26 protein-coding genes and 1 pseudogene are annotated in these 26,853 nt (G+C 54.4%); 16 read left to right on the top strand and 11 right to left on the bottom strand.

What is annotated here, in order from left to right; translation table 11 throughout:
• Positions 1 to 280 precede the first annotated feature (280 nt).
• The 6 genes and pseudogenes from SB719_RS03005 to SB719_RS02980 all read left to right on the top strand — a co-directional run bounded on the left by SB719_RS03005 (position 281) and on the right by SB719_RS02980 (position 7,351).
• On the top strand, positions 281 to 1,843 hold the full coding sequence (locus SB719_RS03005) for an anthranilate synthase component 1 (RefSeq protein WP_412158869.1): 1,563 nt from the start codon (positions 281 to 283) through the stop codon (positions 1,841 to 1,843).
• Positions 1,843 to 3,436, top strand: a pseudogene (gene trpD / locus SB719_RS03000) (bifunctional anthranilate synthase glutamate amidotransferase component TrpG/anthranilate phosphoribosyltransferase TrpD). Before SB719_RS03005 ends, trpD begins: the two are co-directional and overlap by 1 nt.
• Before the next feature lie 7 nt (positions 3,437 to 3,443).
• Entirely contained in the window at positions 3,444 to 4,805 is a 1,362-nt protein-coding gene (gene trpCF, locus SB719_RS02995; RefSeq protein ID WP_412158912.1) for a bifunctional indole-3-glycerol-phosphate synthase TrpC/phosphoribosylanthranilate isomerase TrpF, read from the top strand.
• A 43-nt stretch (positions 4,806 to 4,848) separates the two neighbouring features.
• Positions 4,849 to 6,042, top strand: coding sequence for a tryptophan synthase subunit beta (gene trpB, locus SB719_RS02990; protein ID WP_065649256.1), 1,194 nt, complete (start codon positions 4,849 to 4,851; stop codon positions 6,040 to 6,042).
• Complete coding sequence (gene trpA / locus SB719_RS02985) at positions 6,042 to 6,845, top strand: tryptophan synthase subunit alpha (protein ID WP_065650465.1); 804 nt, start codon at positions 6,042 to 6,044, stop codon at positions 6,843 to 6,845. The genes trpB and trpA overlap by 1 nt, the downstream gene beginning before the upstream one ends.
• Positions 6,846 to 7,036: 191 nt before the next feature.
• On the top strand, positions 7,037 to 7,351 hold the full coding sequence (locus SB719_RS02980) for a BON domain-containing protein (protein WP_065649255.1): 315 nt from the start codon (positions 7,037 to 7,039) through the stop codon (positions 7,349 to 7,351).
• A 38-nt stretch (positions 7,352 to 7,389) separates the two neighbouring features.
• On the opposite strand, the gene ompW is transcribed toward SB719_RS02980, so the two are convergent.
• The gene (gene ompW / locus SB719_RS02975) at positions 7,390 to 8,022 is read right to left on the bottom strand and encodes an outer membrane protein OmpW (RefSeq protein WP_065649254.1); all 633 of its coding nucleotides are present in this window, start codon (positions 8,020 to 8,022) and stop codon (positions 7,390 to 7,392) included.
• Between the two features lie 231 nt (positions 8,023 to 8,253).
• On the opposite strand from ompW, the gene SB719_RS02970 reads away from it, so the two are divergent.
• The 4 genes from SB719_RS02970 to yciA are packed head-to-tail and all read left to right on the top strand — an operon-like array spanning position 8,254 to position 10,503.
• A complete protein-coding gene (locus SB719_RS02970) occupies positions 8,254 to 8,649 on the top strand; it encodes a YkgJ family cysteine cluster protein (protein WP_292971258.1) in 396 nt (131 codons plus the stop codon).
• A 49-nt stretch (positions 8,650 to 8,698) separates the two neighbouring features.
• Positions 8,699 to 9,433: a YciC family protein gene (locus SB719_RS02965; protein ID WP_304232917.1), complete on the top strand. Its 735-nt coding sequence runs from the start codon at positions 8,699 to 8,701 to the stop codon at positions 9,431 to 9,433.
• A gap of 59 nt (positions 9,434 to 9,492) precedes the next feature.
• The gene (locus SB719_RS02960) at positions 9,493 to 10,032 is read left to right on the top strand and encodes a septation protein A (RefSeq protein WP_039384629.1); all 540 of its coding nucleotides are present in this window, start codon (positions 9,493 to 9,495) and stop codon (positions 10,030 to 10,032) included.
• Positions 10,033 to 10,086: 54 nt separating this feature from the next.
• Positions 10,087 to 10,503 (top strand): acyl-CoA thioester hydrolase YciA, encoded by a 417-nt coding sequence (gene yciA / locus SB719_RS02955; protein ID WP_065649192.1) that lies wholly within the window; start codon positions 10,087 to 10,089, stop codon positions 10,501 to 10,503.
• Positions 10,504 to 10,548: 45 nt separating this feature from the next.
• Here the strand turns inward: yciA and SB719_RS02950 are convergent, their stop codons facing one another.
• Positions 10,549 to 11,280, bottom strand: coding sequence for an energy transducer TonB (locus tag SB719_RS02950; RefSeq protein ID WP_412158868.1), 732 nt, complete (start codon positions 11,278 to 11,280; stop codon positions 10,549 to 10,551).
• 205 nt (positions 11,281 to 11,485) lie between these two features.
• Here SB719_RS02950 and SB719_RS02945 point away from each other — a divergent pair, with 205 nt between their 5' ends.
• Positions 11,486 to 11,782, top strand: a complete 297-nt coding sequence (locus SB719_RS02945) for a YciI family protein (protein ID WP_039384635.1) — start codon at positions 11,486 to 11,488, stop codon at positions 11,780 to 11,782.
• 3 nt (positions 11,783 to 11,785) lie between these two features.
• Positions 11,786 to 11,956: a hypothetical protein gene (locus SB719_RS02940; protein WP_167350663.1), complete on the top strand. Its 171-nt coding sequence runs from the start codon at positions 11,786 to 11,788 to the stop codon at positions 11,954 to 11,956.
• 20 nt (positions 11,957 to 11,976) lie between these two features.
• Here SB719_RS02940 and SB719_RS02935 read toward each other — a convergent pair whose 3' ends face one another.
• Positions 11,977 to 12,150, bottom strand: a complete 174-nt coding sequence (locus SB719_RS02935) for a YciY family protein (protein ID WP_139074186.1) — start codon at positions 12,148 to 12,150, stop codon at positions 11,977 to 11,979.
• 163 nt (positions 12,151 to 12,313) lie between these two features.
• On the opposite strand from SB719_RS02935, the gene cls reads away from it, so the two are divergent.
• The gene (gene cls / locus SB719_RS02930) at positions 12,314 to 13,774 is read left to right on the top strand and encodes a cardiolipin synthase (RefSeq protein ID WP_039384637.1); all 1,461 of its coding nucleotides are present in this window, start codon (positions 12,314 to 12,316) and stop codon (positions 13,772 to 13,774) included.
• Between the two features lie 35 nt (positions 13,775 to 13,809).
• Positions 13,810 to 14,139, top strand: coding sequence for an HI1450 family dsDNA-mimic protein (locus SB719_RS02925; RefSeq protein WP_206099896.1), 330 nt, complete (start codon positions 13,810 to 13,812; stop codon positions 14,137 to 14,139).
• A gap of 63 nt (positions 14,140 to 14,202) precedes the next feature.
• Here SB719_RS02925 and oppF read toward each other — a convergent pair whose 3' ends face one another.
• The 6 genes from oppF to SB719_RS02895 form a co-directional block, all read right to left on the bottom strand.
• On the bottom strand, positions 14,203 to 15,207 hold the full coding sequence (gene oppF, locus SB719_RS02920) for a murein tripeptide/oligopeptide ABC transporter ATP binding protein OppF (RefSeq protein WP_304232907.1): 1,005 nt from the start codon (positions 15,205 to 15,207) through the stop codon (positions 14,203 to 14,205).
• Positions 15,204 to 16,220, bottom strand: a complete 1,017-nt coding sequence (locus SB719_RS02915) for an ABC transporter ATP-binding protein (protein ID WP_065649189.1) — start codon at positions 16,218 to 16,220, stop codon at positions 15,204 to 15,206. The genes oppF and SB719_RS02915 overlap by 4 nt, the downstream gene beginning before the upstream one ends.
• Before the next feature lie 11 nt (positions 16,221 to 16,231).
• Complete coding sequence (gene oppC / locus SB719_RS02910) at positions 16,232 to 17,140, bottom strand: oligopeptide ABC transporter permease OppC (RefSeq protein ID WP_292971236.1); 909 nt, start codon at positions 17,138 to 17,140, stop codon at positions 16,232 to 16,234.
• 15 nt (positions 17,141 to 17,155) lie between these two features.
• Entirely contained in the window at positions 17,156 to 18,076 is a 921-nt protein-coding gene (gene oppB / locus SB719_RS02905; protein ID WP_065649187.1) for an oligopeptide ABC transporter permease OppB, read from the bottom strand.
• 81 nt (positions 18,077 to 18,157) lie between these two features.
• The gene (oppA, locus tag SB719_RS02900) at positions 18,158 to 19,798 is read right to left on the bottom strand and encodes an oligopeptide ABC transporter substrate-binding protein OppA (protein WP_304232904.1); all 1,641 of its coding nucleotides are present in this window, start codon (positions 19,796 to 19,798) and stop codon (positions 18,158 to 18,160) included.
• Positions 19,799 to 20,582: 784 nt separating this feature from the next.
• Complete coding sequence (locus tag SB719_RS02895; RefSeq protein WP_065649185.1) at positions 20,583 to 21,230, bottom strand: YchE family NAAT transporter; 648 nt, start codon at positions 21,228 to 21,230, stop codon at positions 20,583 to 20,585.
• A 388-nt stretch (positions 21,231 to 21,618) separates the two neighbouring features.
• On the opposite strand from SB719_RS02895, the gene adhE reads away from it, so the two are divergent.
• Positions 21,619 to 24,297, top strand: coding sequence for a bifunctional acetaldehyde-CoA/alcohol dehydrogenase (gene adhE, locus SB719_RS02890; protein WP_065649184.1), 2,679 nt, complete (start codon positions 21,619 to 21,621; stop codon positions 24,295 to 24,297).
• Between the two features lie 51 nt (positions 24,298 to 24,348).
• Here the strand turns inward: adhE and tdk are convergent, their stop codons facing one another.
• Entirely contained in the window at positions 24,349 to 24,969 is a 621-nt protein-coding gene (tdk, locus tag SB719_RS02885) for a thymidine kinase (RefSeq protein ID WP_065649183.1), read from the bottom strand.
• A 372-nt stretch (positions 24,970 to 25,341) separates the two neighbouring features.
• Here tdk and hns point away from each other — a divergent pair, with 372 nt between their 5' ends.
• Entirely contained in the window at positions 25,342 to 25,746 is a 405-nt protein-coding gene (gene hns / locus SB719_RS02880) for a histone-like nucleoid-structuring protein H-NS (RefSeq protein WP_065649182.1), read from the top strand.
• Positions 25,747 to 25,843: 97 nt separating this feature from the next.
• On the opposite strand, the gene SB719_RS02875 is transcribed toward hns, so the two are convergent.
• Positions 25,844 to 26,851: an NAD-dependent epimerase gene (locus tag SB719_RS02875; protein ID WP_304232901.1), complete on the bottom strand. Its 1,008-nt coding sequence runs from the start codon at positions 26,849 to 26,851 to the stop codon at positions 25,844 to 25,846.
• Positions 26,852 to 26,853: the final 2 nt, after the last annotated feature.

Below are 26,853 nucleotides of genomic sequence, written 5' to 3'. Positions count from 1 at the left end.
GGTAACTCCGGAGTACGACTAAAAATCAGCGGGCATGATAGCGATTTTGTTGTTAACTGAGAAAGGGTATTGACATTTTTCGCCCGAACCAGTTAACTAGTACACAAGTTCACACACAACAGGTATCTGTCATGAGTCAGGCAATAGTGCGGTTAACAGACAGCTGGCGTACGTCTTCCTGTAACGGGTGGCGTTATTGTGCACAAGCCTGATCGCTGTGCAGATACCTGAGCCCGCCACCATGCGGGCTTTTTTTTGAGCGAATTTCAGAGAAATTATCATGGCAAATGCGAAACCTACATTGAAGTTGATTACCGGAAACGCACCTTATCGCGAAGATCCGGCCGCGGTGTTTCATCAACTGTGCGGCGCACGCCCGGCGACTCTGCTACTGGAGTCTGCGGACATTGACAGCAAAAAAAATCTGAAAAGTCTGCTGATTGTTGACAGCGCACTTCGCATCAGCGCCCTGGGCCATACCGTGACCCTGCAGGCGCTCTCTGAAAATGGTCGCGCCCTGCTGCCGCTGCTGGATGCCGCTCTGCCTGAGAGCGTAAACATTGAGGTTCGTCCGGATGGACGTGAGCTGCATTTTGCCACCGCGAATGATATACAGGATGAAGACTCGCGGCTGAAAGCCTTTTCAGTGTTTGATGCGCTGCGTCTGATTCCGCAACTGGTCAACACACCCGCTGATGAACGTGAAGCGATGCTGCTGGGTGGGCTGTTTGCTTACGACCTGGTCGCCGGCTTTGAAGACCTGCCGGCGCTGCGTAATGAGCAGCGCTGTCCCGATTACTGCTTCTATCTGGCTGAAACGCTGCTGATTATTGATCATCAGCAGAGGTCAGCCCGCCTGCAGGCGAGCCTGTTTGCGCCTTCAACCAGTGAGTTTCAGCGTCTGCAGAGTCGTATTGAGCAGCTGCACGGGCAGATGACACAGCCAGCGCCCGCCCTGCCGGTGCAGCGCGTTGAACAGATGACGCTCAGTACCAGCCAGAGCGATGACGCTTACTGTGACGTGGTGGCCTCGCTGCAGCAGGCCATTCGCATTGGCGAAATTTTCCAGGTCGTGCCGTCGCGCCGCTTCTCACTGCCCTGCCCGTCACCGCTCGCGGCTTATGAGACGCTGAAGAACAGCAATCCCAGCCCCTATATGTTCTTTATGCAGGATCGGGATTTTGCCCTGTTCGGTGCCTCACCAGAAAGTTCGCTGAAGTATGATGCGCAGTCGCGCCAGATTGAGATCTACCCGATTGCCGGCACCCGTCCGCGCGGCCGCCATGCCGACGGCTCGCTGGATCGCGATCTCGATAGCCGTATTGAGCTGGAGATGCGCACCGATCACAAAGAGCTGGCCGAACATCTGATGCTGGTGGATCTGGCGCGTAACGATCTCGCCCGTATCTGTAAGCCAGGTAGCCGTTATGTTGCCGACCTGACCAAAGTTGACCGCTACTCTTTTGTCATGCATCTGGTCTCCCGCGTGGTGGGCACGCTGCGTGACGATCTGGATGTCCTGCATGCCTACCGCGCCTGTATGAATATGGGCACGCTGAGCGGCGCACCCAAAGTACGCGCCATGCAGCTGATTGCTGAAAAAGAGGGCACGCGGCGCGGCAGCTACGGCGGGGCCGTGGGCTACTTCACCGCGACCGGCGATCTCGATACCTGCATCGTGATCCGTTCCGCCTGGGTTGAAGAAGGTATTGCTACCGTGCAGGCGGGTGCCGGCGTGGTGCTGGATTCCATCCCGCAGGCTGAAGCGGATGAAAGCCGCAATAAAGCACGCGCCGTCCTGCGCGCTATCGCAACTGCGCACCACTGCAAGGAGATGTTCTGATGGCTGATATCCTGCTGCTCGATAATATCGACTCGTTTACTTATAACCTGGTGGATCAGCTGCGCAGTTTTGGTCACAACGTGGTGATCTACCGCAACAACGTGCCGGCAGAAACGCTGATTGCGCGGCTGCAGCAGATGGAAAATCCGGTACTGATGCTGTCGCCAGGCCCTGGCGCCCCTGCTGATGCGGGCTGCATGCCTGCCCTGCTGCAGGCGCTGCGCGGCCAGCTGCCGATTATCGGTATCTGCCTGGGTCATCAGGCTATCGTCGAAGCGTACGGTGGCCACGTAGGCCAGGCGGGTGAAATTCTGCATGGTAAAGCGTCTGCGGTTGAGCATGACGGTTGCGCAATGTTCAGCGGCCTGAGTAATCCGCTGCCGGTGGCACGCTATCACTCGCTGGTGGGGAGTAATACACCCGCTGAGCTGACGGTTAATGCCAGCTACAACGGCATGGTCATGGCCGTGCGGCATGATGCCGATCGCGTCTGCGGCTTTCAGTTCCATCCTGAATCGATCCTCACTACCCAGGGCGCCCGGCTGCTTGAACAGACGCTGGCCTGGGCGCTGGCGCAGTAACAGGGAGATAAAGATGCAAACTATTCTGGAAAAACTGTATCAGGCGCAAACGCTGAGTCAGGCGGAGAGCCACCAGCTGTTCAGCGCCATTATCACCGGTCAGCTGGAGCCCACTCAGCTCGCCGCGGCGCTGATTGCCATGAAAGTGCGCGGCGAGCAGCCACAGGAGATAGCCGGTGCCGCGTCGGCGCTGCTGGCTGATGCTAAACCGTTTCCGCGCCCGGACTACGCGTTTGCTGATATTGTCGGCACCGGTGGCGACGGCAGTAACAGCATTAATATATCAACCGCCAGCGCGTTTGTTGCCGCGACCTGCGGTCTTAAAGTTGCCAAGCATGGGAACCGCAGCGTCTCCAGTAAATCTGGCTCCTCCGATTTGCTGGCCGCGTTTGGTATCAATCTGGATATGCCGGCGCAGCAGGCGCGTCAGGCGCTGGATGACCTTAATGTCTGCTTCCTGTTTGCACCGCAGTATCATACCGGCTTCCGTCACGCGATGCCGGTGCGTCAGCAGCTGAAATCACGCACGCTGTTCAACGTGCTCGGCCCGCTGATTAACCCGGCGCGGCCGCCGCTGGCGGTGATTGGGGTATACAGCCCGGAACTGGTGCTGCCCATCGCGCAAACGCTGAAAGTGCTCGGCTATCAGCGGGCCGCCGTGGTCCATGGCGGCGGTATGGATGAGGTCGCGCTGCACAGCGCTACACAGGTGGCAGAGCTGCGTGACGGAGAAATTACCTGCTATCAGCTGACGCCGGATGACTTTGGTTTTGGCATTCATGACAAAGAAGCGCTGGCGGGCGGCACGCCGGAAGAAAACCGTGACATTCTGACCCGTTTACTTCAGGGTAAAGGAGAGCCCGCGCATGAGCAGGCGGTCGCCGTCAACGTGGCGATGCTGCTGAAAGTGTTTGGTCATGAAGACCTGCGCGACAACGCGGAGCGGGCTATCGCCGCGATTCGCAGCGGGCAGGCTTATGAGCGCGTGGTTGCACTGGCAGCGAGAGGATGAGATGAGTATTAAAGGCACCGTATTAGAAAAAATTGTGCAGGATAAGGCGCTCTGGATAGCAGAACGCCAGCAGCAGCAGCCGCTGGAGACATTCCACCCGGCACTGCAGCCGGCGACGCGCTCTTTTTATGATGCCCTGCGTGGCACCCGCACCGTTTTTATCCTTGAGTGCAAAAAAGCGTCGCCGTCAAAAGGGGTGATCCGGGCGGATTTCGATCCTGCCGCTATCGCCGCCGTCTATCGTCACCACGCCTCTGCCATTTCGGTTCTGACGGATGAAAAATATTTTCAGGGTGACTTTGCCTTTCTGCCCATTGTCAGCGCGGCGGTTACTCAGCCAGTGCTGTGCAAAGATTTTATCATCGACCCCTATCAGATCTATCTGGCGCGTCACTACCAGGCGGACGCCATCCTGCTGATGCTCTCCGTACTGGATGATAAACAGTACCGGCAGCTCGCCGCAGTGGCTCACAGCCTGAACATGGGCATTCTGACTGAAGTCAGTAATGAAGCGGAGCTGGAGCGGGCGATTGCCCTGAACGCACAGGTGGTAGGGATTAACAACCGCGACCTGCGCGATCTCTCTATCGATCTCAACCGTACCCGCGAGCTGGCACCGCGCCTGAGCCACGGTGTTACCGTCATCAGCGAATCCGGTATTCATAATTATGCGCAGGTGCGTGAGTTAAGCCGCTTTGCTAACGGTTTCCTCATTGGTTCGGCGCTGATGGAAGAGGCTGACCTGCCAGCGGCGGTACGCCGCGTGCTGCTGGGTGATAATAAAGTGTGCGGCCTGACGCAGCCGGAAGCGGCCCGCGCCGCCAGTGAAGCGGGAGCCCTGTATGGCGGCCTGATTTTTGCTGACGGCTCACCGCGCAAAATCGACAGCGCCCAGGCACACCGCGTGATGGCCGCTGCGCCGTTGCGCTATGTGGGCGTATTTCGCAATGCGCCTGCTGGTGACGTTGTCACGCTGGCGGTGGAACTGAATCTGGCAGCCGTACAGCTGCATGGCGATGAAAATCGCGACTACGTTGCCAGACTGCGTCAGGCACTGCCGCCACAGACGCAAATCTGGAAAGCGCTGAGCGTCAAAGAGCGCCTGCCCGCGCGCGACTGGCCACACGTAGATCGCTACGTATTTGACAATGGTCAGGGCGGCAGCGGGCAGCAGTTTGACTGGTCGCTGCTGCAGGGGGAGTCGCTGGACAATGTACTGCTGGCAGGCGGTCTCGCCGCCGATAACTGCGTGACGGCTGCGCAGCTTGGCTGTGCCGGTCTTGATTTCAACTCCGGCGTGGAATCCGCTCCTGGCATTAAAGATGCCGGCAAAATCGCCGCGGTATTTACCACATTACGCGCTTACTAATGTTGCCGGCCCGCCCTGGCGGGCCGTTGAGGAAAGATCAATTATGTCGACGTTATTGAATCCCTATTTTGGTGAATTTGGCGGCCAGTACGTTCCGCAAATCCTGATGCCGGCCCTGCGCCAGCTGGAAGCTGCTTTTGTTGAGGCGCAGCGCGATCCTGAATTTCAGCAGGAGTTTACCGATCTGCTGAAAAATTACGCCGGTCGTCCGACGGCGCTGACCCTGTGCCGCAATCTGACTCAGGGAACAAAGACCCGCCTCTACCTGAAGCGCGAAGATCTGCTGCATGGCGGCGCGCACAAAACTAATCAGGTACTCGGTCAGGCGCTGCTGGCAAAGCGAATGGGAAAAAATGAGATCATTGCGGAAACCGGCGCCGGCCAGCATGGTGTCGCCTCCGCGCTCGCCTGCGCACTGCTCGGCATGAAGTGCCGCATCTATATGGGCGCGAAAGACGTTGAGCGTCAGTCACCCAACGTTTTCCGCATGCGACTGATGGGCGCGGAAGTGATCCCGGTCCATAGCGGCTCAGCTACGCTGAAAGACGCCTGTAATGAGGCGCTGCGCGACTGGTCAGGCAGCTATGAAACCGCACACTATATGCTGGGAACCGCCGCCGGTCCGCACCCCTTCCCGACCATCGTGCGCGAATTCCAGCGTATGATCGGCGAAGAGACCAAAGCGCAGATCCTCGAGGCGGAAGGCCGTCTGCCCGATGCCGTGCTGGCGTGCGTAGGCGGTGGTTCCAACGCGATCGGCATGTTTGCCGATTTCATTGAAGAGAGCAGCGTGGGCCTGATTGGCATTGAGCCCGCTGGTCACGGCATCGAAAGCGGTGAGCACGGCGCGCCGCTGAAGCATGGCCGCGTGGGCATCTACTTCGGTATGAAGGCGCCGATGATGCAGACCGAAGAGGGCCAGATTGAAGAGTCTTATTCAATTTCGGCCGGCCTCGATTTTCCGTCCGTGGGTCCGCAGCATGCACATCTCAACAGCATCGGGCGCGCTGAGTATGTCTCTATTACGGATGACGAAGCGCTCGATGCATTCAAAGCGCTGTGCCGGGCAGAAGGTATTATTCCGGCACTGGAATCGTCTCACGCGCTGGCGCATGCGCTGAAAATGATGCGTGAAAATCCGGAAAAAGAGCAGCTGCTGGTCGTCAACCTTTCCGGTCGCGGTGATAAAGATATTTTCACGGTTCATGACCTGCTTAAAGCGAAGGGAGAGATATGATGGAGCGTTATAATCAGCTGTTTTCACGCCTGTCAGCGCGTCAGGAAGGCGCCTTTGTGCCTTTTGTTACGCTGGGCGATCCTACGCCTGAGCTGTCACTGCAGATTATCGATACGCTGGTTGAAGGCGGCGCTGATGCGCTTGAGCTGGGGATCCCCTTTTCCGATCCACTGGCAGATGGCCCGACCATTCAGAGCGCCACGCTGCGGGCGTTTGCAGCCGGCACAACGGTTGCGCAGTGCTTTGAGATGCTGCAGGTGGTGCGGCAAAAATACCCCGATCTGCCCATTGGTTTGCTGATGTACGCTAACCTGGTATTCAGCCGCGGCATTGATACATTTTATGCGCAGTGTGCCGCCGCGGGCGTCGACTCGGTGCTGGTCGCTGATGTGCCGATTGAAGAGTCTGCCCCCTTCCGCCAGGCTGCACTGCGTCACAACATCGCGCCGATTTTTATCTGCCCGCCTAATGCCAGCGATGACCTGCTGCGTGAACTGGCTCAGCATGGCCGCGGTTACACGTACCTGCTGTCGCGCGCGGGGGTAACCGGTGCTGAAAATCGCGCCAGTCAGCCGCTGCATCACCTGATTGATAAACTGCGTGAGTTTCAGGCGCCGCCTGCGCTGCAGGGATTCGGCATCTCTGAGCCGGACCAGGTGCGTGAAGCCATTGCAGCAGGCGCAGCGGGGGCAATCTCCGGTTCCGCTATTGTACGTATTATTGAGAAAAATCAGCGCGATCCGGCAACGCTGCTGCGTGAGCTGAAAGCCTTTGTCAGCGGGCTGAAAGCGGCCACCCGCTAAACGTTCTGGCTCCGTCTTCCTGACGGAGCCGCATCCTTTACTCTTTCTCTTCCCCCTCGTTCTTTCACGCACAGCGCCGGCTTTTTTCACTTTTTCTCTGCCGGCGGGTTGCCGATTATTCAGGGCCGACCCACACTTACATGCGCCGTTGCGTTACGGTGTGAATCCATCTATGACAGGGAGATAACCAAATGAAATTGTTCAAGGTCGTTGCGGGAATTTTTATGGCTGCATTTGTGGCACTGACACTGAGCGCCTGTGCGCCAACGCCAACTAAAGAAGGCACCGGTGGCTATATCGATGACACCGTCGTCACCACTAAAGTCAAAGCACAGCTGCTGAATGATGAGGCGCTGAAATCCACTGAAATCAACGTTGAGACATTTAAAGGTAAGGTTCAGCTGAGCGGGTTTGTCAGCTCACCACAGATGGCTAACCGTGCCGTATCCGTTACACGCGGCGTGGCAGGCGTGAAGTCTGTTGTTAACAACATGCAGATCAAGTAATACCGAAAGGGCGGCCCGCAGGTCGCCCTTTTTCTGCTTCAGAAGCGATAGCCCGCCCCAAAGAAAAAGACAAACGGATCGATACGCGTATTAATGTTTTGCTGTACGCCCTGATGTCTGAATTTCACTTCCGTATCAATGTCCATATACCACAGCGAAGCGTTCAGCATCCAGTCACGGTTAATCTGATAATCCAGCCCCACCTGGCCGGCAATGCCCCAGGAGTCTTTCACGCTCAGATCGCTGAGCTGCGCATCTCTGGCGGTCTGATTCAGCTTTGCATCAAAGAAAGTGGTGTAGTTGATACCGACACCGGCATAAGGGCGCACCGCGCTGTTGCTGTCGAGGAAGTAGTATTGCGCCATCAGCGTCGGCGGCAACTGACGTACCGTGGCCAGGTTACCGGTCGGACCGAGGCCCACTTTATGGCGAAACGGCGTGGCCGCCAGCAGCTCAATCCCGATATGGTCTGTCGCCATCCAGGTCAGTGTCAGCCCCAGCTGCGTATCATTATCAACGCTGAACTCACCCATGTTCAGCACATTATCAGACCCCTCAGTCGGACGGACCGTCGCCGTACCGGCGCGCATAAAAAAGTCACCCGCCTGATGAGCAAGTGCCAGCTGTGGCACAGCCATTGCCAGGAACAGCGCGCATGTTGCCAGTTTCATCATCACTCCTTTGCCTGAATTAAATTTTTCGCGGCACAGATGTAACGGTTTTCAGCGCAGATTTCATTAACTGGCTGGCAGAATAAATGCTTAGTTAACAATGAATTGATACAGATCAAATTTGCCGGCGCGAAAAAAGATAAAAAACAGGTTGCTGAAGTTTCGCGACGTGATTACTTTGTTGATCCCGAGTGATTTTGGTTCGATGCCTCAGGAGTGGCGGGCGATCAGATGAGCGATATAACCAACCCTTGTATGACCTGTGGCGCCTGCTGCGCCTATTTCCGTGTTTCCTTTTACTGGGCTGAAGCCGATGATGCCGGTGGCGTAGTGCCAGTCGATCTCACTGAGCCACTGAGCCTGCTGATGCGTAATATGCGCGGCACAAACGATCGCACGCCGCGCTGCGTTGCGCTGCAGGGCGAGCCTGGCAGCTGTGTCTCCTGCGGTATCTATGAGCAGCGCCCCTCTCCCTGCCGTGAATTTGCGATGTCAGGAGAGGATGGTGTAGTGAATGAGGCCTGCGACCGTGCCCGCGCCCGTCATGGATTACCAGCCCTGTTTCACCCTTCTTTACCTGACATGACAGAAAGTTATGGTATTCCAGGTGCCAGCCTGCCCGCTTAGCATGTACAATCGCCGGGTTAATTAACCCGGTTTTTTTCAAGGAGTGTACATGTCTATCACGGCAAGCTCGTTATACCGTGACACAGGAAATTTTCTGCGCCATCAGCTGGTCACTATAGTGCTGATGGCGCTGCTGACCTCATTCATTACCGTGATTATCGGGCATGCATTAACGCCTGATGAGGAGCAGCTGTCGCTGCTGAGTCAGAGTGACAGCAGCGCTTCCTCCCTGTTTGAACTGGTACAGAATATGTCGCCCGATCAGCAGCGTATACTGCTGCGCGCCTCGGCAGCGGGTACGCTGGCGGCCCTGATTGGTAACACACTGCTGCTCGGCGGAATGCTCTGCCTGATCCCGCTGGTCTCCGGTGGTCAGCGCGTCAGTGCCCTGCGTGCTATCGGCACCGCTGCACCGCTGCTGCCTAAACTGCTGTTGCAGACCTTTCTGATCACGCTGCTGGTGCAGCTTGGCTTTATGGTGCTGATGGTTCCTGGCATCATGCTCGCTATTTTACTGTCGCTGGCGCCGGTGATGCTGGTCAGTGAAAAAATGGGCGTGATGGGTGCCATGCGCGCCAGCATGCGTCTGGCGTGGCAAAATCTCCGCCTGATTGCACCCGCTATTCTGCTGTGGCTGCTGGCAAAAATTATTCTGATGTTCTTTTTCTCTTCGCTGACGGTTCTGCCCGCCAATATTGCCTCCGTGGTGCTTAACGCGCTGGGTAATCTGGTCTCTGCCGTTTTGATTATTTATTTGTATCGGCTCTATATGCTGTTACGTTAAGGGTTACGGCGCTTCGCTGAGCGCCATAACTGTAGGCTACTGTCCGGACTGGAAACGCTATGAAGCAGTTACTCGACTTTCTCCCCCTGGTCGTTTTCTTTGTTTTTTACAAACTCTACGACATCTACGTTGCATCGGGCGCGCTGGTAGTGGCTACCGGCCTGGCGCTGGTAGTGAGCTGGGTGCTCTATCGCAAGCTGGAAAAGATGACCCTGTTTACCTTTGTGCTGGTGGCCGTGTTCGGTACCCTGACACTGGTGTTTCATAATGATGAGTTCATCAAGTGGAAGGTCACCGTGATCTATTCGCTGTTTGCGCTCGCGCTGCTTTACAGCCAGTGGTTTATGCAGCAGCCCCTGATCCAGACCATGCTGGGCAAAGAGCTGCAGCTGCCCGCTACGGTCTGGCGCCGGCTCAATATTGCCTGGGCGCTGTTCTTTCTGCTGTGCGGCCTTGCCAACATCTACGTTGCGTTCTGGTTACCACAGCCAGTCTGGGTTAATTTTAAAGTGTTTGGCCTGACAGGACTGACGCTGCTGTTTACCCTGCTGAGCGGGCTCTATATCTGGCGGCAGATGCCTCAGCAGGAATCAAAATAGTTTTTCCATTGCCCGGTCAGCCGGGCTTTTTTTCACCTGCAGAAGAACTGAGCAATGAACGATAAACATAAGCAGCCACTCGGCGAGATGGTTTTGCGTACGCTGGCTATGCCAGCTGACACCAATGCTAATGGTGATATTTTTGGCGGCTGGTTAATGTCACAGATGGACATGGGCGGTGCGATTCTGGCAAAAGAGATCGCTGAAGGTCGCGTGGTCACGGTTCGTGTCGACGGCATGAGTTTTCTTAAGCCGGTCGCGGTAGGTGATGTGGTCAGCTGCCATGCGCACTGCCTGCGCACCGGCAACAGTTCTATGACCATCAACGTTGAGGTCTGGATCAAAAAGGTTTCATCAGAACCGATAGGTCAGACTTACTGCGCCACTGAAGCAGTGTTTGTTTACGTGGCGGTCGACAGCAGCGGCAAGTCGCGTCCGCTGCCGGCAGATCGCGCCAACCGCAGTCACTGAGCCATAAACACCAGAGCGACTTTCCCGGCCGCTCTGGTGTCCGTACTACTCGATCTTCGCGCCGCCGTTAATGCGAAAGACAATATTCATGGTAATGCCCTGGCCTGGCTGGCCTGGCTGATAACGCCACTTTTTAACCTGATCTTTCACGCTGCGCTCGAACATATTGCGCGGCTGTGCCGAAAGAATGGTGACGTTGCCGACCCGGCCGTCACTGTCGACATCAAATTTTACCCGTACGTTGCCCTCAATACGCAGCGCGGCCGCCCGCGCCGGATAAGCAGGTTTGCTGATGCTGAGCGCTTTAGGTCCGGTAGCGTTAACCGGCGCCGTGGCCGTGGCCGCTTTTGGTGCAGTGGCGGGCCGGGGCTGAGTCGCTGCGCGCTCCTGCTTAAACGGATCGGCCCGGTCGGGAGCCGGCTTACGGGGTGCCGGATCCGGTTTTTTCTCTATTTTCGGTTTTGGTTTCGGCCTGGGTTTTGGCTTTGGCTCCGGTTTTGCAATCGGCACCGGTTCCGCTTTTGGCGGCTCGGGCACGGCCTGCGGTTCGGGTTCTGGCTCCGGCTGGGGTGCCGGCGCTACCACAGCAGGCGCAGGTTCCGGCTGCACCTCAGGTGCGACCATGGTGATGGCGATGGGCTGAGGCGCGGCAGGCAATTCACGTGACTGATGCAACGAGGCATAGAGGATGCCGGCAATAACGGACCCGTGCAGCACAACGGAGAGGATCAGTGAAACAGGCGTACGGGCCGGAAAAGGCGTAGTCAATGTCGTCATAGCAGCTGTGGTCATTGAGTGAGAAGATGAGTTTAAATGCAAATAGCAATCAGTTTCAATAAGCAGCGTAAAAGTGCCCTGTTTCCCCGTTTTTTTTAACCCCGCTTGCGCTGGCGCCGATTGCCCTGAGGTTTCGTTTGCACTCTGCCGGGGGATGCCTTAACGTGTCTCGCAATTTCGGCCAGTCTAACGGGAGTATCCCAACGTGCTTTACCTCATCTACGCGGAAGATACCGCAGATTCACTGGAAAAACGCAACAGCGTGCGCCCTGCGCACCTTGCTCGTCTGCAGCTGCTGCAGGATGAGGGACGACTGATTGTTGCAGGGCCGCTACCGGTGGTCGACAGCAATGATCCAGGCCCCGCCGGCTTTAGCGGCTCGGCCATTGTCGCGGAGTTTGATTCGCTGGAGGCGGCGCAATCCTGGGCTCAGGACGATCCATATATCGCCGCCGGCGTTTACGAGAAAGTCACCGTTAAGCCTTTTAAGCGGGTGTTTTAATCAGTGATGTTGTCACTGCTGCTGCTGCTGGTTGCGCTGCTGCTTACCGGCCGCGCGCTCTGGATCTGGCGCCAGCAGGGCTGGCTTCAGGCGCGCCAGCAGATTGTCATGCTGATAGTACTGGCAGCAGCGGCCCAGCTCGTTAACATCACGTTAGTGCTGCGCGGCCATTAATATACGTAGCCGCGTCAGCTTTACAGATTCTGTGTAATAAACAGAATTGAACGACGCTGCTGCTGCGCGACCTGGTGACGAATAGCATGAATGCGCTTATAGCGACGCGACTGCCCCTCCAGCCAGCGTGCACGGCGGCGATGCACCTGACGCAACATTCTCCAGCGGGCCACTTCATTTCTGCTTCGTCTCATGACACTCTCTCAGTCCGGCATATTTCGGCACGCATTATAGTGATCTGCACAGAAATGCCAATTCGAAACCTTTATCGATAACCCCCGGAACAGATTAATGTTTCGCTGCAGCGCATCAACACGTAAACTTTGCCTATAAATGCGCGAACAGGATGTCCACTCAATGACCACCTTTTATACCCTGATCAGTTGGTTACTGCTGTTTGGCTACTGGCTGCTGATTGCGGGTGTAACGCTGCGTATTCTGATGAAACGTCGCGCAGTGACCTCAGCAATGGCCTGGCTGCTTATCATCTATATCCTGCCGCTGGTCGGTATTATCGCCTATCTCTCGTTTGGCGAGCTGCATCTTGGCAAGCGCCGGGCTGAGCGCGCCCGTACCATGTGGCCCTCCACGGCTAAATGGCTCACCGACCTGAGACAGTGCCGGCATATCTTTGCCACAGAACACAGCGACGTTGCACGTTCGCTGTTTGACCTCTGCCGTCATCGTCAGGGGATCGCTGGCGTCAAAGGCAATCAGCTGCAGCTGCTGACCAGCAGCGATGAAGTGATGCAGGCGCTGATCCGTGATATTCAGCTGGCGCGGCATAATATCGAAATGGTGTTCTACATCTGGCAGCCGGGCGGCCTGGCTGACGATGTGGCGGAGTCGCTGATGGCGGCCTCTCGCCGGGGTGTACACTGTCGTCTGATGCTCGATTCAGCCGGCAGCGTCGCTTTTTTCCGCAGTCCGTGGGCAAATATGATGCGCAACGCCGGGATCGATGTCGTTGAGGCGCTGCAGGTCAGCCTGCTGCGTGTCTTTCTGCGGCGTATGGATCTGCGTCAGCATCGTAAAGTCGTGCTCATCGACAATTACATTGCTTATACCGGCAGCATGAACCTTGTCGATCCGCGTTTCTTTAAACAGGATGCCGGTGTCGGGCAGTGGATCGATCTGATGGCGCGTATGGAAGGCCCGGTTGCTACTACAATGGGGATCGTTTACGCCTGCGACTGGGAAATTGAGACCGGCAAGCGTATTCTGCCACCGGCCCCGGACGGTAATATCATGCCGTTTGAGCAGGAGAGCGGCCACACTATTCAGGTTATCGCTTCCGGACCGGGTTTTCCCGAAGATATGATCCACCAGGCGCTGCTGACCGCGGTCTATTCCGCGCGTGAGCAGCTGATCATGACCACGCCCTATTTTGTTCCCAGCGACGATCTGCTGCACGCTATCTGCACGGCTGCGCTGCGTGGCGTTGAGGTCAGCATTATCGTGCCGCGTCACAACGATTCGCTGCTGGTTGGCTGGGCCAGCCGCGCGTTCTTTACGGAACTGCTGGAAGCAGGCGTCAAAATCTATCAGTTTGAAGATGGTCTGCTGCATACCAAAAGCGTGCTGGTTGATGGACAGCTCAGCCTGGTGGGCACGGTGAACCTGGATATGCGCAGCCTCTGGCTCAACTTTGAGATCACCCTGGTGGTGGATGATGACGGCTTTGGCAGCGATCTCGCTACCGTGCAGGATGACTATATTGCGCGATCGCGCCTGCTGGATAATGCGCGCTGGGCGAAACGTGCCTGGTGGCAGCGCATCGTTGAACGACTGTTTTACTTCTTTAGTCCATTACTGTAAAACGAGCGGAAAGATTACCGCCGCAGGATAAGCACATGACCATGGATTTAGACAACCGCCTGACCGATGATGAAACGCTGGAGCAGGCCTACGATATTTTTCTTGAGCTGGCAGGCGATAACCTCGATCCGGCTGATATTATTCTGTTTAACCTGCAGTTTGAAGAGCGTGGCGGCGCAGAGCTGTTTGATCCCTCTGAAGACTGGCAGGAACACGTTGATTTTGATTTAAACCCCGACTTTTTCTCTGAAGTTGTGATTGGTCTGGGTGAAGCTGACGGCGAGCCTGTCACGGATGTATTTGCACGTGTGCTGCTGTGCCGTGAGAAAGATCATAAACTCTGCCATATTCTCTGGCGCGAATAAGTCAGACATAAAAACGCCGGGCTTTTGCCCGGCGTTTTGCTGTTTACCGCCTGCTCACTTGTCTCAAAGCGGATCCACTTTCAGGCAGGATACCGCATGGCGGAAACTGCCCTCCAGCAGCGGTCGGGTTTTGGCACATTCCGGTCCGGCAATCGGACAGCGGGTACGAAACACGCAGCCTGAAGGCGGATTAATCGGCGAAGGCAACTCCCCGTCCAGTAGCTGGATCTGCTTATTTTTCTCCAGATCCGGATCGGGAATCGGTACCGCTGACATCAGCGCCCGGGTATAGGGATGCTGCGGATTGTTGTACACCGCATCATAGGTGCCCAGCTCAACGGCGTGGCCCAGGTACATCACCAGCACGCGATCGGAGATATGTTTCACCACCGCCAGATCGTGCGCAATGAAGATCAGCGACAGCCCCATCTCGCGCTGCAGTTTCTGCAGCAGATTCACCACCTGCGCCTGGATAGAGACATCCAGCGCCGAGACCGGCTCATCACAGATAATCAGCTTCGGCTCCAGGATCAGTGCGCGCGCGATGCCGATACGCTGACACTGGCCACCTGAAAACTCATGCGGATAGCGGTTGATAAGATTCGGCAGAAGGCCGACTTTCATCATCATCGCTTTGACTTTATCTTTGACTTCCTGACGCGGCATCTTTGGATAATAGGTGCGCAGCGGTTCAGCAATGATATCGCCGATAGTCATACGCGGGTTCAGTGACGCCAGCGGGTCCTGGAAAATCATCTGAATATCACTGCGCGCCTGACGCCACTCTTCCGCGCTCTGCCCCAGCAGATCGCGTCCCAGCCAGGCGACGCGCCCTTCGGTGGCTTTTACCAGCCCGATAATAGCGCGCGCCAGCGTCGATTTACCGCAGCCTGACTCGCCTACTACGCCCAGCGTTTCGCCCTCATAGAGCCGCAGGCTGACGCCATCTACCGCTTTCAGCGTTTTAGGCGGCTGCCAGAACCACTGTTTGCCATCTTTAATTTCAAAATGCACTTTGAGATCGGCTATCTCCAGCAGCACTTTTTTCTCTTCCACAACGGTGCTCATACCAGCTCCTCCACCGGTTTGAAGCAGGCACGCAGGCGTCCGTCGGCAAAAGGCTCCAGCGGCGGTGGCGCGGCGCATACCTCCATTGCCCAGGCGCAGCGTGGCTGGAACGGACAGCCCTGCGGCAACCGCAGCAGGTTCGGCGGATTACCGGGAATGGTCGTCAGTGACTCGCCCTCTGCATCGAGCCGCGGTACCGCATTCAGCAGGCCGATAGAGTATGGATGTGCCGGCTGATAAAACACATCGCGGGCGCGGCCATACTCCATGGTCCGTCCGGCATACATCACCAGCACTTTGTCGCAGATCCCGGCCACCACGCCAAGATCGTGCGTGATCATAATGATAGCGGTGTTGAATTCGCGCTTCAGTTCATTAAGCAGCGTCATGATCTGCGCCTGGACCGTCACATCCAGCGCGGTGGTGGGCTCATCGGCAATCAGCAGCTTCGGACGACACATCAGCGCCATGGCGATCATCACACGCTGGCGCATACCGCCTGAAAATTCGTGCGGATACATCTTCATGCGCTTTCGTGCTTCCGGCATCTTCACCGCATCAAGCATACGTACCGACTCTTCAAACGCCTGCGCCTTGTTCATGCCCTTATGCAGCTGGAGAACTTCCATCAGCTGCTCCCCTACCCGCATATAGGGATTCAGAGAGGTCATGGGGTCCTGAAAGATCATGGCAATCTGCTCCGCGCGCAGCTTATTCAGCTTGCCCTCGGGCAGATTCAGGATCTCCTGTCCGTTAAACCGCGCCGATCCGCCAATGCGGCCATTCTTTGCCAGCAGACCCATCAGGGCAAACGCCGTCTGCGATTTGCCGGAGCCTGACTCGCCTACAATGCCAAGGGTTTCCCCGGCACGCAGAGAGAAGTTGAGATCGTTTACGGCGGTAACGTCGCCGTCATGCGTTGTGAAGGTTACGCGCAGATCCTGCACATTCAGCAGCAGTTCCGGGCTTCCCGCCGGCACAGCACGCGCTGGCGTTGTGGTTTCAAAACTCATCGGGAAACTCCTTAGCGATCTTTCGGATCGAGGGCATCACGCAGGCCATCGCCGATAAAATTAAAACAGAACAGCGTGACGACCAGAAAGCCGGCCGGGAACATCAGCAGCCACGGAGAGACTTCCATAGAGTTTGCTCCGTCACTCAGCAGCGCGCCCCAGCTACTGAGCGGCTCCTGCGTACCCAGTCCCAGGAAACTCAGGAAGGATTCAAACAGAATCATGCTGGGTACCAGCAGTGAGGCATAGACCACCACCACACCCAGCACGTTGGGCACAATGTGGCGCAGCACAATACTGGCCGTGGAGACGCCCCCTACCTGAGCCGCCTCGATAAACTCTTTGCGTTTTAGCCCCAGCGTCTGACCCCGCACAATACGCGCCATGTCGAGCCAGGAGACCATACCGATAGCCACGAAAATCAGCAGAATATTGCGGCCGAAAAAGGTCACCAGCAGGATCACAAAAAACATAAACGGAAAGGAGTTGAGGATTTCCAGAATACGCATCATCACTGAGTCGATCCTGCCGCCGAGATAGCCCGCCAGAGAGCCATAGAGCGTGCCCACCAGCACCGCTATCAGTGCGGACGCGATACCCACCATCAGCGAAATACGACCGCCAATCGCCACCCGCACCAGCAGATCGCGCCCGGAGGAGTCGGTACCAAACCAGTGACCTGAGACACTATCCGGCGGCGACGACATCATTGCCCAGTCGGTATCATCATAGTTAAACTGCGCCAGCATCGGTGCAAACACTACAAACAGGGCAATCAGCAACAATACCAGCAGGCTGATCAGCGCCGCGCGGTTGTGAATAAAGCGTCGGCGTGCATCCTGCCACAGACTGCGCCCCTCCACCTCCAGCTTTTCACTGAAGGCATCCACCACGTCACTGTTTTTTTTGCTTAACATCATGAGCGTGCTCCACCCTTAATAGCGAATCTTTGGATCAATAACGGCGTAGAGCACATCAACGATCGCATTGAACAGAATAGTCAGCACGCCAACCAGAATCGTCAGGCTCATCACCAGTGAGTAGTCACGGTTTAGCGCTCCGTTAACAAACAGCTGACCGATACCGGGCAGGCCGTAAATAGACTCAATTACCATTGAACCGGTGATGATGCCGACAAAGGCTGGCCCCATATAGGAGAGCACCGGCAGTAGCGCAGGCTTCAGCGCATGACGCAGTACGATACGGCGCAGCGGCAACCCTTTTGCCCGCGCCGTACGGATGAAGTTTGAGTGCATGACTTCAATCATTGAACCGCGCGTGATACGGGCGATACTGGCGATATAAGCCAGCGAAAGCGCCACCATCGGCAGCAGCATGTAATTCCACTGCCCGCCGTTCCAGCCACCGCCCGGTAGCCAGCGCAGCGTAATGGCAAAGATCAGAACCAGCAGCGGCGCCACGACAAAGCTCGGGATAACAATGCCGGTCATCGCCACCCCCATGACGGCATAGTCCCACAAACTGTTCTGCTTTAGCGCCGCGATCACGCCGGCGGTTACCCCCAGAATCACTGCAAGGAAAAAGGCTGCCAGCCCCAGCTTCGCGGAGACCGGAAAGGCATGCCCTACCAGATAGTTAACTGAATAGTCCTTATATTTGAATGAGGGCCCGAAATCGCCGTGCGCCAGCTGGACCAGATAGCTGAGGTACTGTTTGCCGATGGGATCGTTGAGGTGATATTTGGCTTCAATGTTAGCCATCACCTCAGGTGACAGCGTGCGCTCACCGGTAAACGGACTACCCGGTGCTAAACGCATCATAAAGAACGAAATGGTGATCAGAATAAAGAGCGTCGGAATCGCTTCCAGAAGCCGACGCAGAATAAATTTTAACATTGCCATACCTGCCAGGCTGTTGCTTCACAAAGTCAAAAAAGCGGCGCCGCAGCACCGCCACTGTCGATAGCCTGTGTGCTATTAGTGCTTGATGATGTACAGGTTCTTATCCAGCGTTTTATCCAGCGGATCGTTACCGGTATAGCCGCCTACATAAGGCTTAACCAGACGGGCGTTAACATAGTAATAGACCGGCACAATGGCGCTGTCTTTATCCAGAATCTGCTCTGCCTGCTGGTAATCAGCCACGCGTGCTTTTTCATCGGCAGCTTTGACGGCGTCATGGATCACTTTGTCAAAATCAGCGCTCTTATAGTGCGCGGTATTACTGCTGCTGTCTGACAGCATGGTGTTCAGGAAGGAAGTCGGTTCGTTATAGTCTGCACACCAGGCCGCACGTGAAACGTCGTAGTTGCCCTGATGACGGGTATCGAGGAAGGTTTTCCACTCCTGATTCTCCAGCTTAATATTAACGCCGAGATTCTTTTTCCAGATTGAAGAAGCCGCGATCGCCAGCTTTTTATGCAGGTCTGAGGTGTTGTACAGCAGATTAAACGTCAGCGGCTTATCTGCGGTGTAGCCTGCTTCTGCCAGCAGTTTTTTAGCTTCTTCATTACGCTTGTTCTGATCCCATTTAAACCAGTCCGGCGGCAGCAGTTCCATGCCATCGGTTGCCGGCGGTGTATAGCTATAGGCGGGCAGCTGGCCCTGTGCCAGTACCTTATTCACCATGATGTCGCGATCCAGACCCAGCTTCAGCGCGGTACGTACGCGGGCATCGGTAAAAGGTGCTTTCTGGTTATTGATTTCATAGTAATAGGTGCAGAGATAGGGTTTTACCATCAGCTCTTTGCCGTTATCGCGCTGCAGTTTTTTGAACAGCTCAATCGGCATGTTGTTATAGGTGATATCGCTGCCATTTTCAGAAAAATAGCGGTTCACATCGCTGACTTCCGAGTTGATTGGCAGGAAAGTGACTTTGTTGAGTACGGTATGTTCGTTATCCCAGTATTGCGGATTACGTACCAGCGTGACGCGCTCGTTGATAACGTGCGCCTCCAGTTTAAATGCGCCGTTACCCACCCAGTTCTGCGGCTGTGTCCACTGATCGCCCGACTTCTCAATGGCAGGCTTATAGACCGGTGACATTACAGCATTAATCAGCAGTTTATAAAAATAAGGCACCGGCTGGCTCAGTGTAACTTCCAGCGTATGATCATCCAGCGCTTTTACGCCCAGTTCAGAGGTCGGTTTTTTACCGGCAATAATCTCATCAACGTTAGCTATGTGGCCATACTGCGGATAGCTGGCGTAAGGTGATGCCGTTTTCGGATCCACCAGGCGCTGCCAGCTATAGACGAAATCCTGTGCAGTGACCGGCTCACCGTTAGACCATTTAGCATTTTTACGCAGGTGGAAAGTCCAGACTTTAAAATCTTTGTTTTCCCAGCTCTCCGCCACGCCCGGAACCGGTTTGCCGCTGGCATCGCTGACGATGAGGCCTTCATAGAGATCGCGGGCAATATTGTCTTCCGGAACACCCTCAATTTTATGCGGATCGAGCGACTGCACTTCGTCACCGTTACCGCGTACCAGCTCCTGTTTAGCGGCAAGCTCAACGCCAGCCGGTACCGTTGCAGCCAGCGCGGTATTCCCTGCCAGAGAGGAAATTGCCGCCAGAACGCCGGCAGCAATCAGGTTTTTTTTCGTGATGTTGTTCATTGTTATGCTCCAGTTTTATTATTGTCGTCAGTGCGCTATATCGCCTGACGTATCCCGTTAACCGGGCGATCGTCGTCTCTGTCGGACGCAGACCCCTGCACCCTTCCGGGTTACCTCGATAAGCCGCCAGCGGGCGCAGATGTCTGCTGGCGACTCACACAATATTTTTGATAGTGAATAAGTACAGCGCCCGGCTCCTGAAATTTTCTACCGGTATAACTGCGGCCCGCGGCTTCACCAGCGTGTTAATAAGCAAAAAGCGTACACATCTGCTGAAAGAGCGATAAAAATCCAGAGAGTGCCAGAAATTATCAGAAGCTATCCCATTGCGCCAAAGCCAATGCAGAAAAATGTTAACCATTTCTCTTTTATCACGTCCGGGATAACGTTGAAAGCGTTAATTTTTACCGCTAAATATTAGTTAAGAAACTGAAAAATAAGAAAATCAGTGCATTTCTGGCGATTATGCACTCACTTATTAAATATCAACACGCTTCTAAGCAAATATAGGGTGTTTTTACTTCAGGACGGAATATTCAGCGACTCTCTGCCAGATCAGGCACAGCTAATCACATTAAAAAACCATTTAGCAGCAGGTAAATCTGTGACAATTATCACAATAAAAAGCGGACATTACGCGGAAGCAGGCAGGGAAGTAGCGAAAGTGATAAAAAATACCGTAAAAGTAGAATGGCAAATAATTTCACCAAAAGAGTGCACCCGCACCGCGTGATGCACCCTTTTGGTTCATAAAGATCTTTTTTTGGGTAAAATCAAGTCTGAATTAATTTAGTAAACCCGGAAAAATAGCTTTAATACCGGTAACGACAAATTCAATACCCAATGCCATCAATAATAAGCCCATAATACGGGTAATAACGTTAATGCCGGTCTGACCTAATACCCGCACCATTAATGGCGCCGCTCTGAACAACAGCCAGCAGCAAAAGGCGAATACTGCAATAGCCACCGTAAAACCCAGCAAATTAAGCCAGCTATGATAGCGTGAGCTCCAGACTATCGTGGAACTGATCGCGCCCGGTCCTGCCATAAGCGGCAGCGCCAGCGGCACTACACCAATACTTTCACGAATAGCCGTTTCTGATTTTTCCTGCTTATTTTGCTTATCTTCGCCCAGCTTGCCGCTGATCATAGACATGGCAATAGTAACAACCAGTATGCCGCCTGCAATACGGAATGAGTCGATTGAAATACCAAAAAGATGCAGGATGCCATCCCCAAGAAACAGTGACGTCCAGAGAATAATAGCGACTGCAAGGTTAGCTGTAAGGTTGGTTTTATTGCGTTCAGCCGCCGCCTGATAGCTGGTCATGCTGATGAAAACCGGAATAATGCCTACCGGATTCACCAGCGCAAACAGGCCAACAAAAAATTTTATATAGCCGGAGAGATCGAGTAGCACGGGGGTCACAACAGGCTCCTGAAAAAGTCAAAAAAACGCGCTTAATGTAGTGCATATGTCTGCTGAAAAACAGCCGTAATGGCAGAAATATCTGCTATATGTCCGCTACAGCTATGGCATAAAAATCTGTCTGTGTCTGATTAGGCCTGCAGAACAGCAGCGTCTAAAAAACGCTACCTTTAGTGGTAAACGATCTAGCTGGCCGCTATTCCCCTGCAGCATCCCTTGATCTGCATCATGATTATGCCCTGCCTGCAGCGCTACGCTGGGGGCAGTAAATTATTCACGTCAGACCTTTTTACTAAACAGCCAGGCCAGCCACAGTCAAACCTTAGCTGATTTCTTTCTCTGCGCTGGCCTGTTTACTAAAAAAGTTTAACTTCCTCAGGAGAGTATTATGGCCGTAACCAATGTTGCCGAACTCAATGCACTGGTTGAACGCGTAAAACGCGCGCAGCGTGAATTTGCCAGTTTTAATCAGGAACAGGTTGATGCAATCTTTCGCGCCGCGGCGCTGGCGGCGGCAGATGCCCGCATTCCGCTAGCCAAAATGGCGGTAGCGGAATCGGGCATGGGTATCGTTGAAGATAAAGTGATCAAAAATCATTTTGCTTCAGAATATATCTACAACGCTTACAAAGATGAGAAAACCTGTGGCGTGCTGGCAAGCGATGACACCTTTGGCACCATTACCATTGCCGAACCCATTGGCCTTATCTGCGGTATTGTCCCTACTACCAACCCAACCTCCACCGCTATTTTCAAGGCGCTTATCAGTCTGAAAACCCGTAACGGCATTATCTTTTCTCCGCATCCGCGCGCAAAAGATGCCACCAATAAAGCCGCCGATATTGTGCTGCAGGCGGCTGTCGCGGCAGGTGCCCCCCGGGATATTATCGGCTGGATCGACGCGCCTTCGGTCGAGCTTTCTAACCAGCTGATGCATCATCCGGATATTAACCTGATTCTGGCGACAGGCGGCCCGGGGATGGTTAAAGCGGCTTACAGCTCGGGTAAACCGGCTATTGGCGTTGGCGCTGGCAATACGCCGGTGGTCATTGACGAAACGGCCGATATTAAACGGGCGGTCGCCTCAATTTTGATGTCGAAAACGTTTGATAACGGCGTTATTTGTGCCTCTGAACAGTCGGTCATTATTGTTGATGCGGTCTATGACGCGGTCCGTGAACGCTTTGCCAGCCACGGCGGCTATCTGCTGCAGGGTCATGAACTGAGTGCAGTACAGAGCATCCTGCTGAAAAATGGCGCGCTGAACGCGGCAATTGTGGGACAGCCCGCCTGCAACATTGCTGCGCTTGCCGGCATCAGCGTCCCGCAGAGTACCAAAATTTTAATCGGTGAGGTTTCAGCCGTTGATGAATCGGAACCTTTTGCGCATGAAAAACTCTCGCCAACGCTGGCGATGTATCGTGCAAAAGATTTTACGGATGCGGTAGAAAAAGCTGAGAAACTGGTCGCTATGGGCGGCATTGGCCATACCTCCTGCCTCTACACCGATCAGGATAATGAGTCCGGGCGGATCCACTATTTTGGCGACAAGATGAAGACCGCCCGCATTCTGATCAACACCCCGGCCTCGCAGGGCGGCATCGGCGACCTGTATAACTTTAAACTGGCGCCTTCTCTGACGCTGGGCTGCGGCTCCTGGGGAGGCAACTCTATCTCTGAAAACGTCGGCCCCAAACATCTGATCAATAAAAAAACTGTGGCTAAGCGAGCAGAAAATATGTTGTGGCATAAGTTACCGAAGTCTATCTACTTTCGCCGCGGCTCCCTTCCGATTGCGCTGGAAGAGGTGGCGGCTGAGGGTGCTAAACGTGCGTTTATCGTTACCGATCGCTTTTTGTTTAATAACGGCTATGCCGATCAGGTTACACGGGTGCTGAAGTCACAGGGTATCGAAACTGAAATATTCTTTGAGGTGGAAGCTGACCCGACCCTGAGCATTGTCCGCAAGGGCGCCGAGCAGATGCACAGTTTCCGGCCCGACGTGATTATTGCGCTGGGCGGCGGCTCGCCGATGGATGCGGCAAAAATCATGTGGGTGATGTATGAGCATCCGGAAACACATTTTGAAGAGCTGGCGCTGCGTTTCATGGATATCCGCAAGCGTATTTATACCTTCCCGAAAATGGGCGTGAAAGCCCGCATGGTCGCCATTACCACAACGTCAGGCACGGGTTCAGAAGTTACACCTTTTGCCGTTGTCACCGATGACGCCACCGGGCAAAAATATCCGCTGGCAGATTACGCATTAACGCCGGATATGGCCATTGTGGATGCCAACCTGGTGATGGATATGCCGCGCTCGCTCTGCGCCTTTGGCGGCCTTGATGCAGTGACGCATGCGCTGGAGGCCTATGTCTCAGTGCTTGCCAATGAGTATTCCGATGGACAGGCGCTGCAGGCACTGAAACTGCTCAAAGAGAACCTGCCCGCCAGCTATCGCGATGGTGCTAAAAACCCGGTCGCACGTGAACGGGTTCATAACGCAGCCACTATCGCCGGCATCGCTTTTGCCAACGCTTTCCTTGGGGTATGTCACTCTATGGCCCATAAGCTTGGCTCAGAGTTCCATATCCCGCACGGGCTGGCAAACGCCCTGCTTATTGGTAACGTCATTCGCTATAACGCCAATGATAACCCGACGAAACAGACAGCCTTTAGTCAGTATGACAGGCCGCAGGCGCGGCGCCGCTATGGGGAGATAGCTGACCACCTCGGCCTGACTCAGCCCGGTGACCGTACGGCGCAAAAAATTGAAAAACTGCTGGCATGGCTGGATGAAATGAAAGTGCAACTCGGTATTCCTGCCTCTATTCGCGAAGCGGGTGTGCAGGAAGCAGACTTTCTGGCGAAGGTTGATAAGCTGGCTGAAGATGCTTTTGACGATCAGTGCACCGGTGCCAACCCACGCTATCCATTAATTGCTGAGCTAAAACAGATTATGCTGGATACGTTCTACGGACGTGATTATTCAGAAACGGACGTGCCTTCTGCAGAAATCTGTGAACTCCAGCCTGCCGCGCGGGAAAAAAAAGTAAAGAAAGCGTAACCTGCTGAAAATAAAAAACCCGCTGCGGCGGGTTTTTTTATGGCTGACCAATTAAAGCGGCGGCGGATTAGCACCATATATGGCGTCGCGCGTGCCCAGATTAATCGCCTGCTTGTAATGTTTCCGGCATACAGATATATAACGCTCGTTACCACCAATTACGACCTGCTCCCCTTCGCTAAACGGTCTGCCCTCCCCGTCAAGGCGCAGCACCATACTGGCTTTACGGCCGCAGTGGCAAATTGTTTTAAGCTCCACCAGTTTATCGGCCCAGGCAAGAAGGTACTGGCTGCCGGTGAACAGCTCACCGCGGAAGTCAGTGCGCAGGCCGTAGCAGAGAACCGGAATATCAAGATTGTCTGCGACATCAGAGAGCGCATAAACCTGCTCACGCGTCAGGAACTGGCTTTCATCCACCAGCACGCAGTGTACGGGCTGGCGCGCATGTTCTTCTGCTATCGCCTCCGCCAGTTCTGTTTTGTCATTATACAGACAGGCGGGCGAAGAGAGCCCGATTCGTGAGCTGACCACGCCGGCACCAAATCTATCGTCTATCTCTGCGGTATAGACCAGGGTACGCATGCCGCGCTCCTGATAGTTATAAGAAGATTGCAGCAGTGCGGTAGATTTTCCCGCATTCATCGCCGAGTAATAGAAATAGAGTTGAGCCACTTACCAGTCTCTCCAGGGATACTAAATTCAGGGTGCAGCAGTTTAACACAAATGTATTGTCGCAGAGCACCTCACAACGTGCAGGGTTTACCGCAGCAGAAAGCCAGGCTGCTGCCTGCTGAAAATCAATGCCGGCGCGCTGCGCTTAAAACACTAATAGCGGTTAAATTAATTCAGTTAAATGGAATAGCTATCACGCAGCGTGACATATCGTGGATAATTTATGCAGCTCAGCCTGAATAATTAACTCTGCTGAAATAACCAAACAATAAATAAATGTCATCACTCAGGCTTCTCTATTGCAGTTATATATTCCCGACACTATTATGGAACGGCTTAACCACTCCTTTTTTATATTCTGAGATAAGAACAATGAGCGAAGCACTTAAAATCCTTAATAATATCCGTACATTGCGTGCTCAGGCTCGCGAATGCTCTCTGGAAACACTGGAAGAGATGCTGGAAAAACTTGACGTAGTGGTTAATGAGCGTCGTGAAGAAGAGAGTCATGCTCAGGCTGAGAATGCGGAACGCAGCCGCAAACTGGAACAGTATCGTGAAATGTTGCTGGCTGACGGTATCGATCCTAATGAACTGCTGAACGCGTTATCAGAAAATAAAACGGTAACCAAAGCACGTCGTGCTGCTCGTCCCGCTAAGTACAGCTATGTGGATGAAAATGGTGAAAACCGCACATGGACCGGTCAGGGACGCACGCCTGCTGTCATTAAAAAAGCGATTGAAGAGGGTAAACAGCTGGACGATTTCCTGCTGTAAATCCGGTGTGCTTCGTTTTTACTGCCTGCACTTTTACTGCAGTATCCGTTTCGCCAGGTAAAAAAAAAGGAAGCCCGCGGCTTCCTTTTTTACGGGCTTATTTCTGATAAAAATCGCGATACCAGTCGACAAACTGCTGGACGCCCTGCTCCACGCTGGTCTGAGGCCGGAAATTAATAGCGTCATAGAGAGGCTGCGTATCTGCGCTGGTGCCCAGAACATCGCCAGGCTGCATTGGCAGCATGTTTTTCTGCGCCTCAATGCCCAGCGCTTTTTCAAGCGACTCAATATAGGTCATCAGGCGCGTGGGCTGACTGTTGCCAATATTATATACCCGATAAGGCGCAGAGCTGCTGGCGGGTGAACCTTGCTCTACGCTCCATGCGCTGTCAGGCTGCGGCACAACCGCCTGCAGGCGAACAATGGCCTCTGCGATATCGTCTATATAGGTAAAGTCGCGCGTCATCTCACCGCGGTTGTAAACGTCGATCGCCTCACCTGCCAGCATGGCACGGGTGAATTTAAACAGCGCCATATCGGGCCGGCCCCATGGACCATAAACCGTAAAGAAACGCAGTCCGGTCGTCGGCAGCTGATAAAGGTGCGAGTAAGTATGCGACATCAGTTCGTTGGCTTTTTTAGTGGCCGCATAGAGAGAAACCGGATGATCAACGGTGTCATCGGTGGAGAACGGCATTTTGCGATTCAGCCCGTAAACAGAGCTTGAAGATGCATACAGAAGGTGGCCAATCTTATGATGACGGCAGCCTTCCAGAATATTCAGATGACCGATAAGGTTAGCATCTGCATAAGCGTGCGGGTTATCAATAGAGTAACGCACACCCGCCTGCGCGGCCAGATGGATAACACGCTCAAACGCGTGCTGTTCAAACAGAGAAGAAATGGCCTGGCGATCGGCCAGGTCCATTTCAATAAAAGTAAATGCGGGATGCGGTAAAATCTGATCGAGGCGAGCCTGTTTCAGGCTGACATCATAATAGTCATTCAGGTTATCGATACCGACAACCTGGTGACCGGCAGCGAGCAAACGCTGGCTTACGTGAAAACCGATAAATCCTGCTGCGCCGGTAACCAGAAAATTCATAC

The organism is Pantoea sp. SIMBA_079 (assembly GCF_046940275.1).
Lineage (GTDB): Bacteria > Pseudomonadota > Gammaproteobacteria > Enterobacterales > Enterobacteriaceae > Pantoea > Pantoea borealis.
The sequence above is the reverse complement of the archived record's forward strand: the minus strand, read 5'-3'. Positions and strand labels throughout refer to the sequence as shown.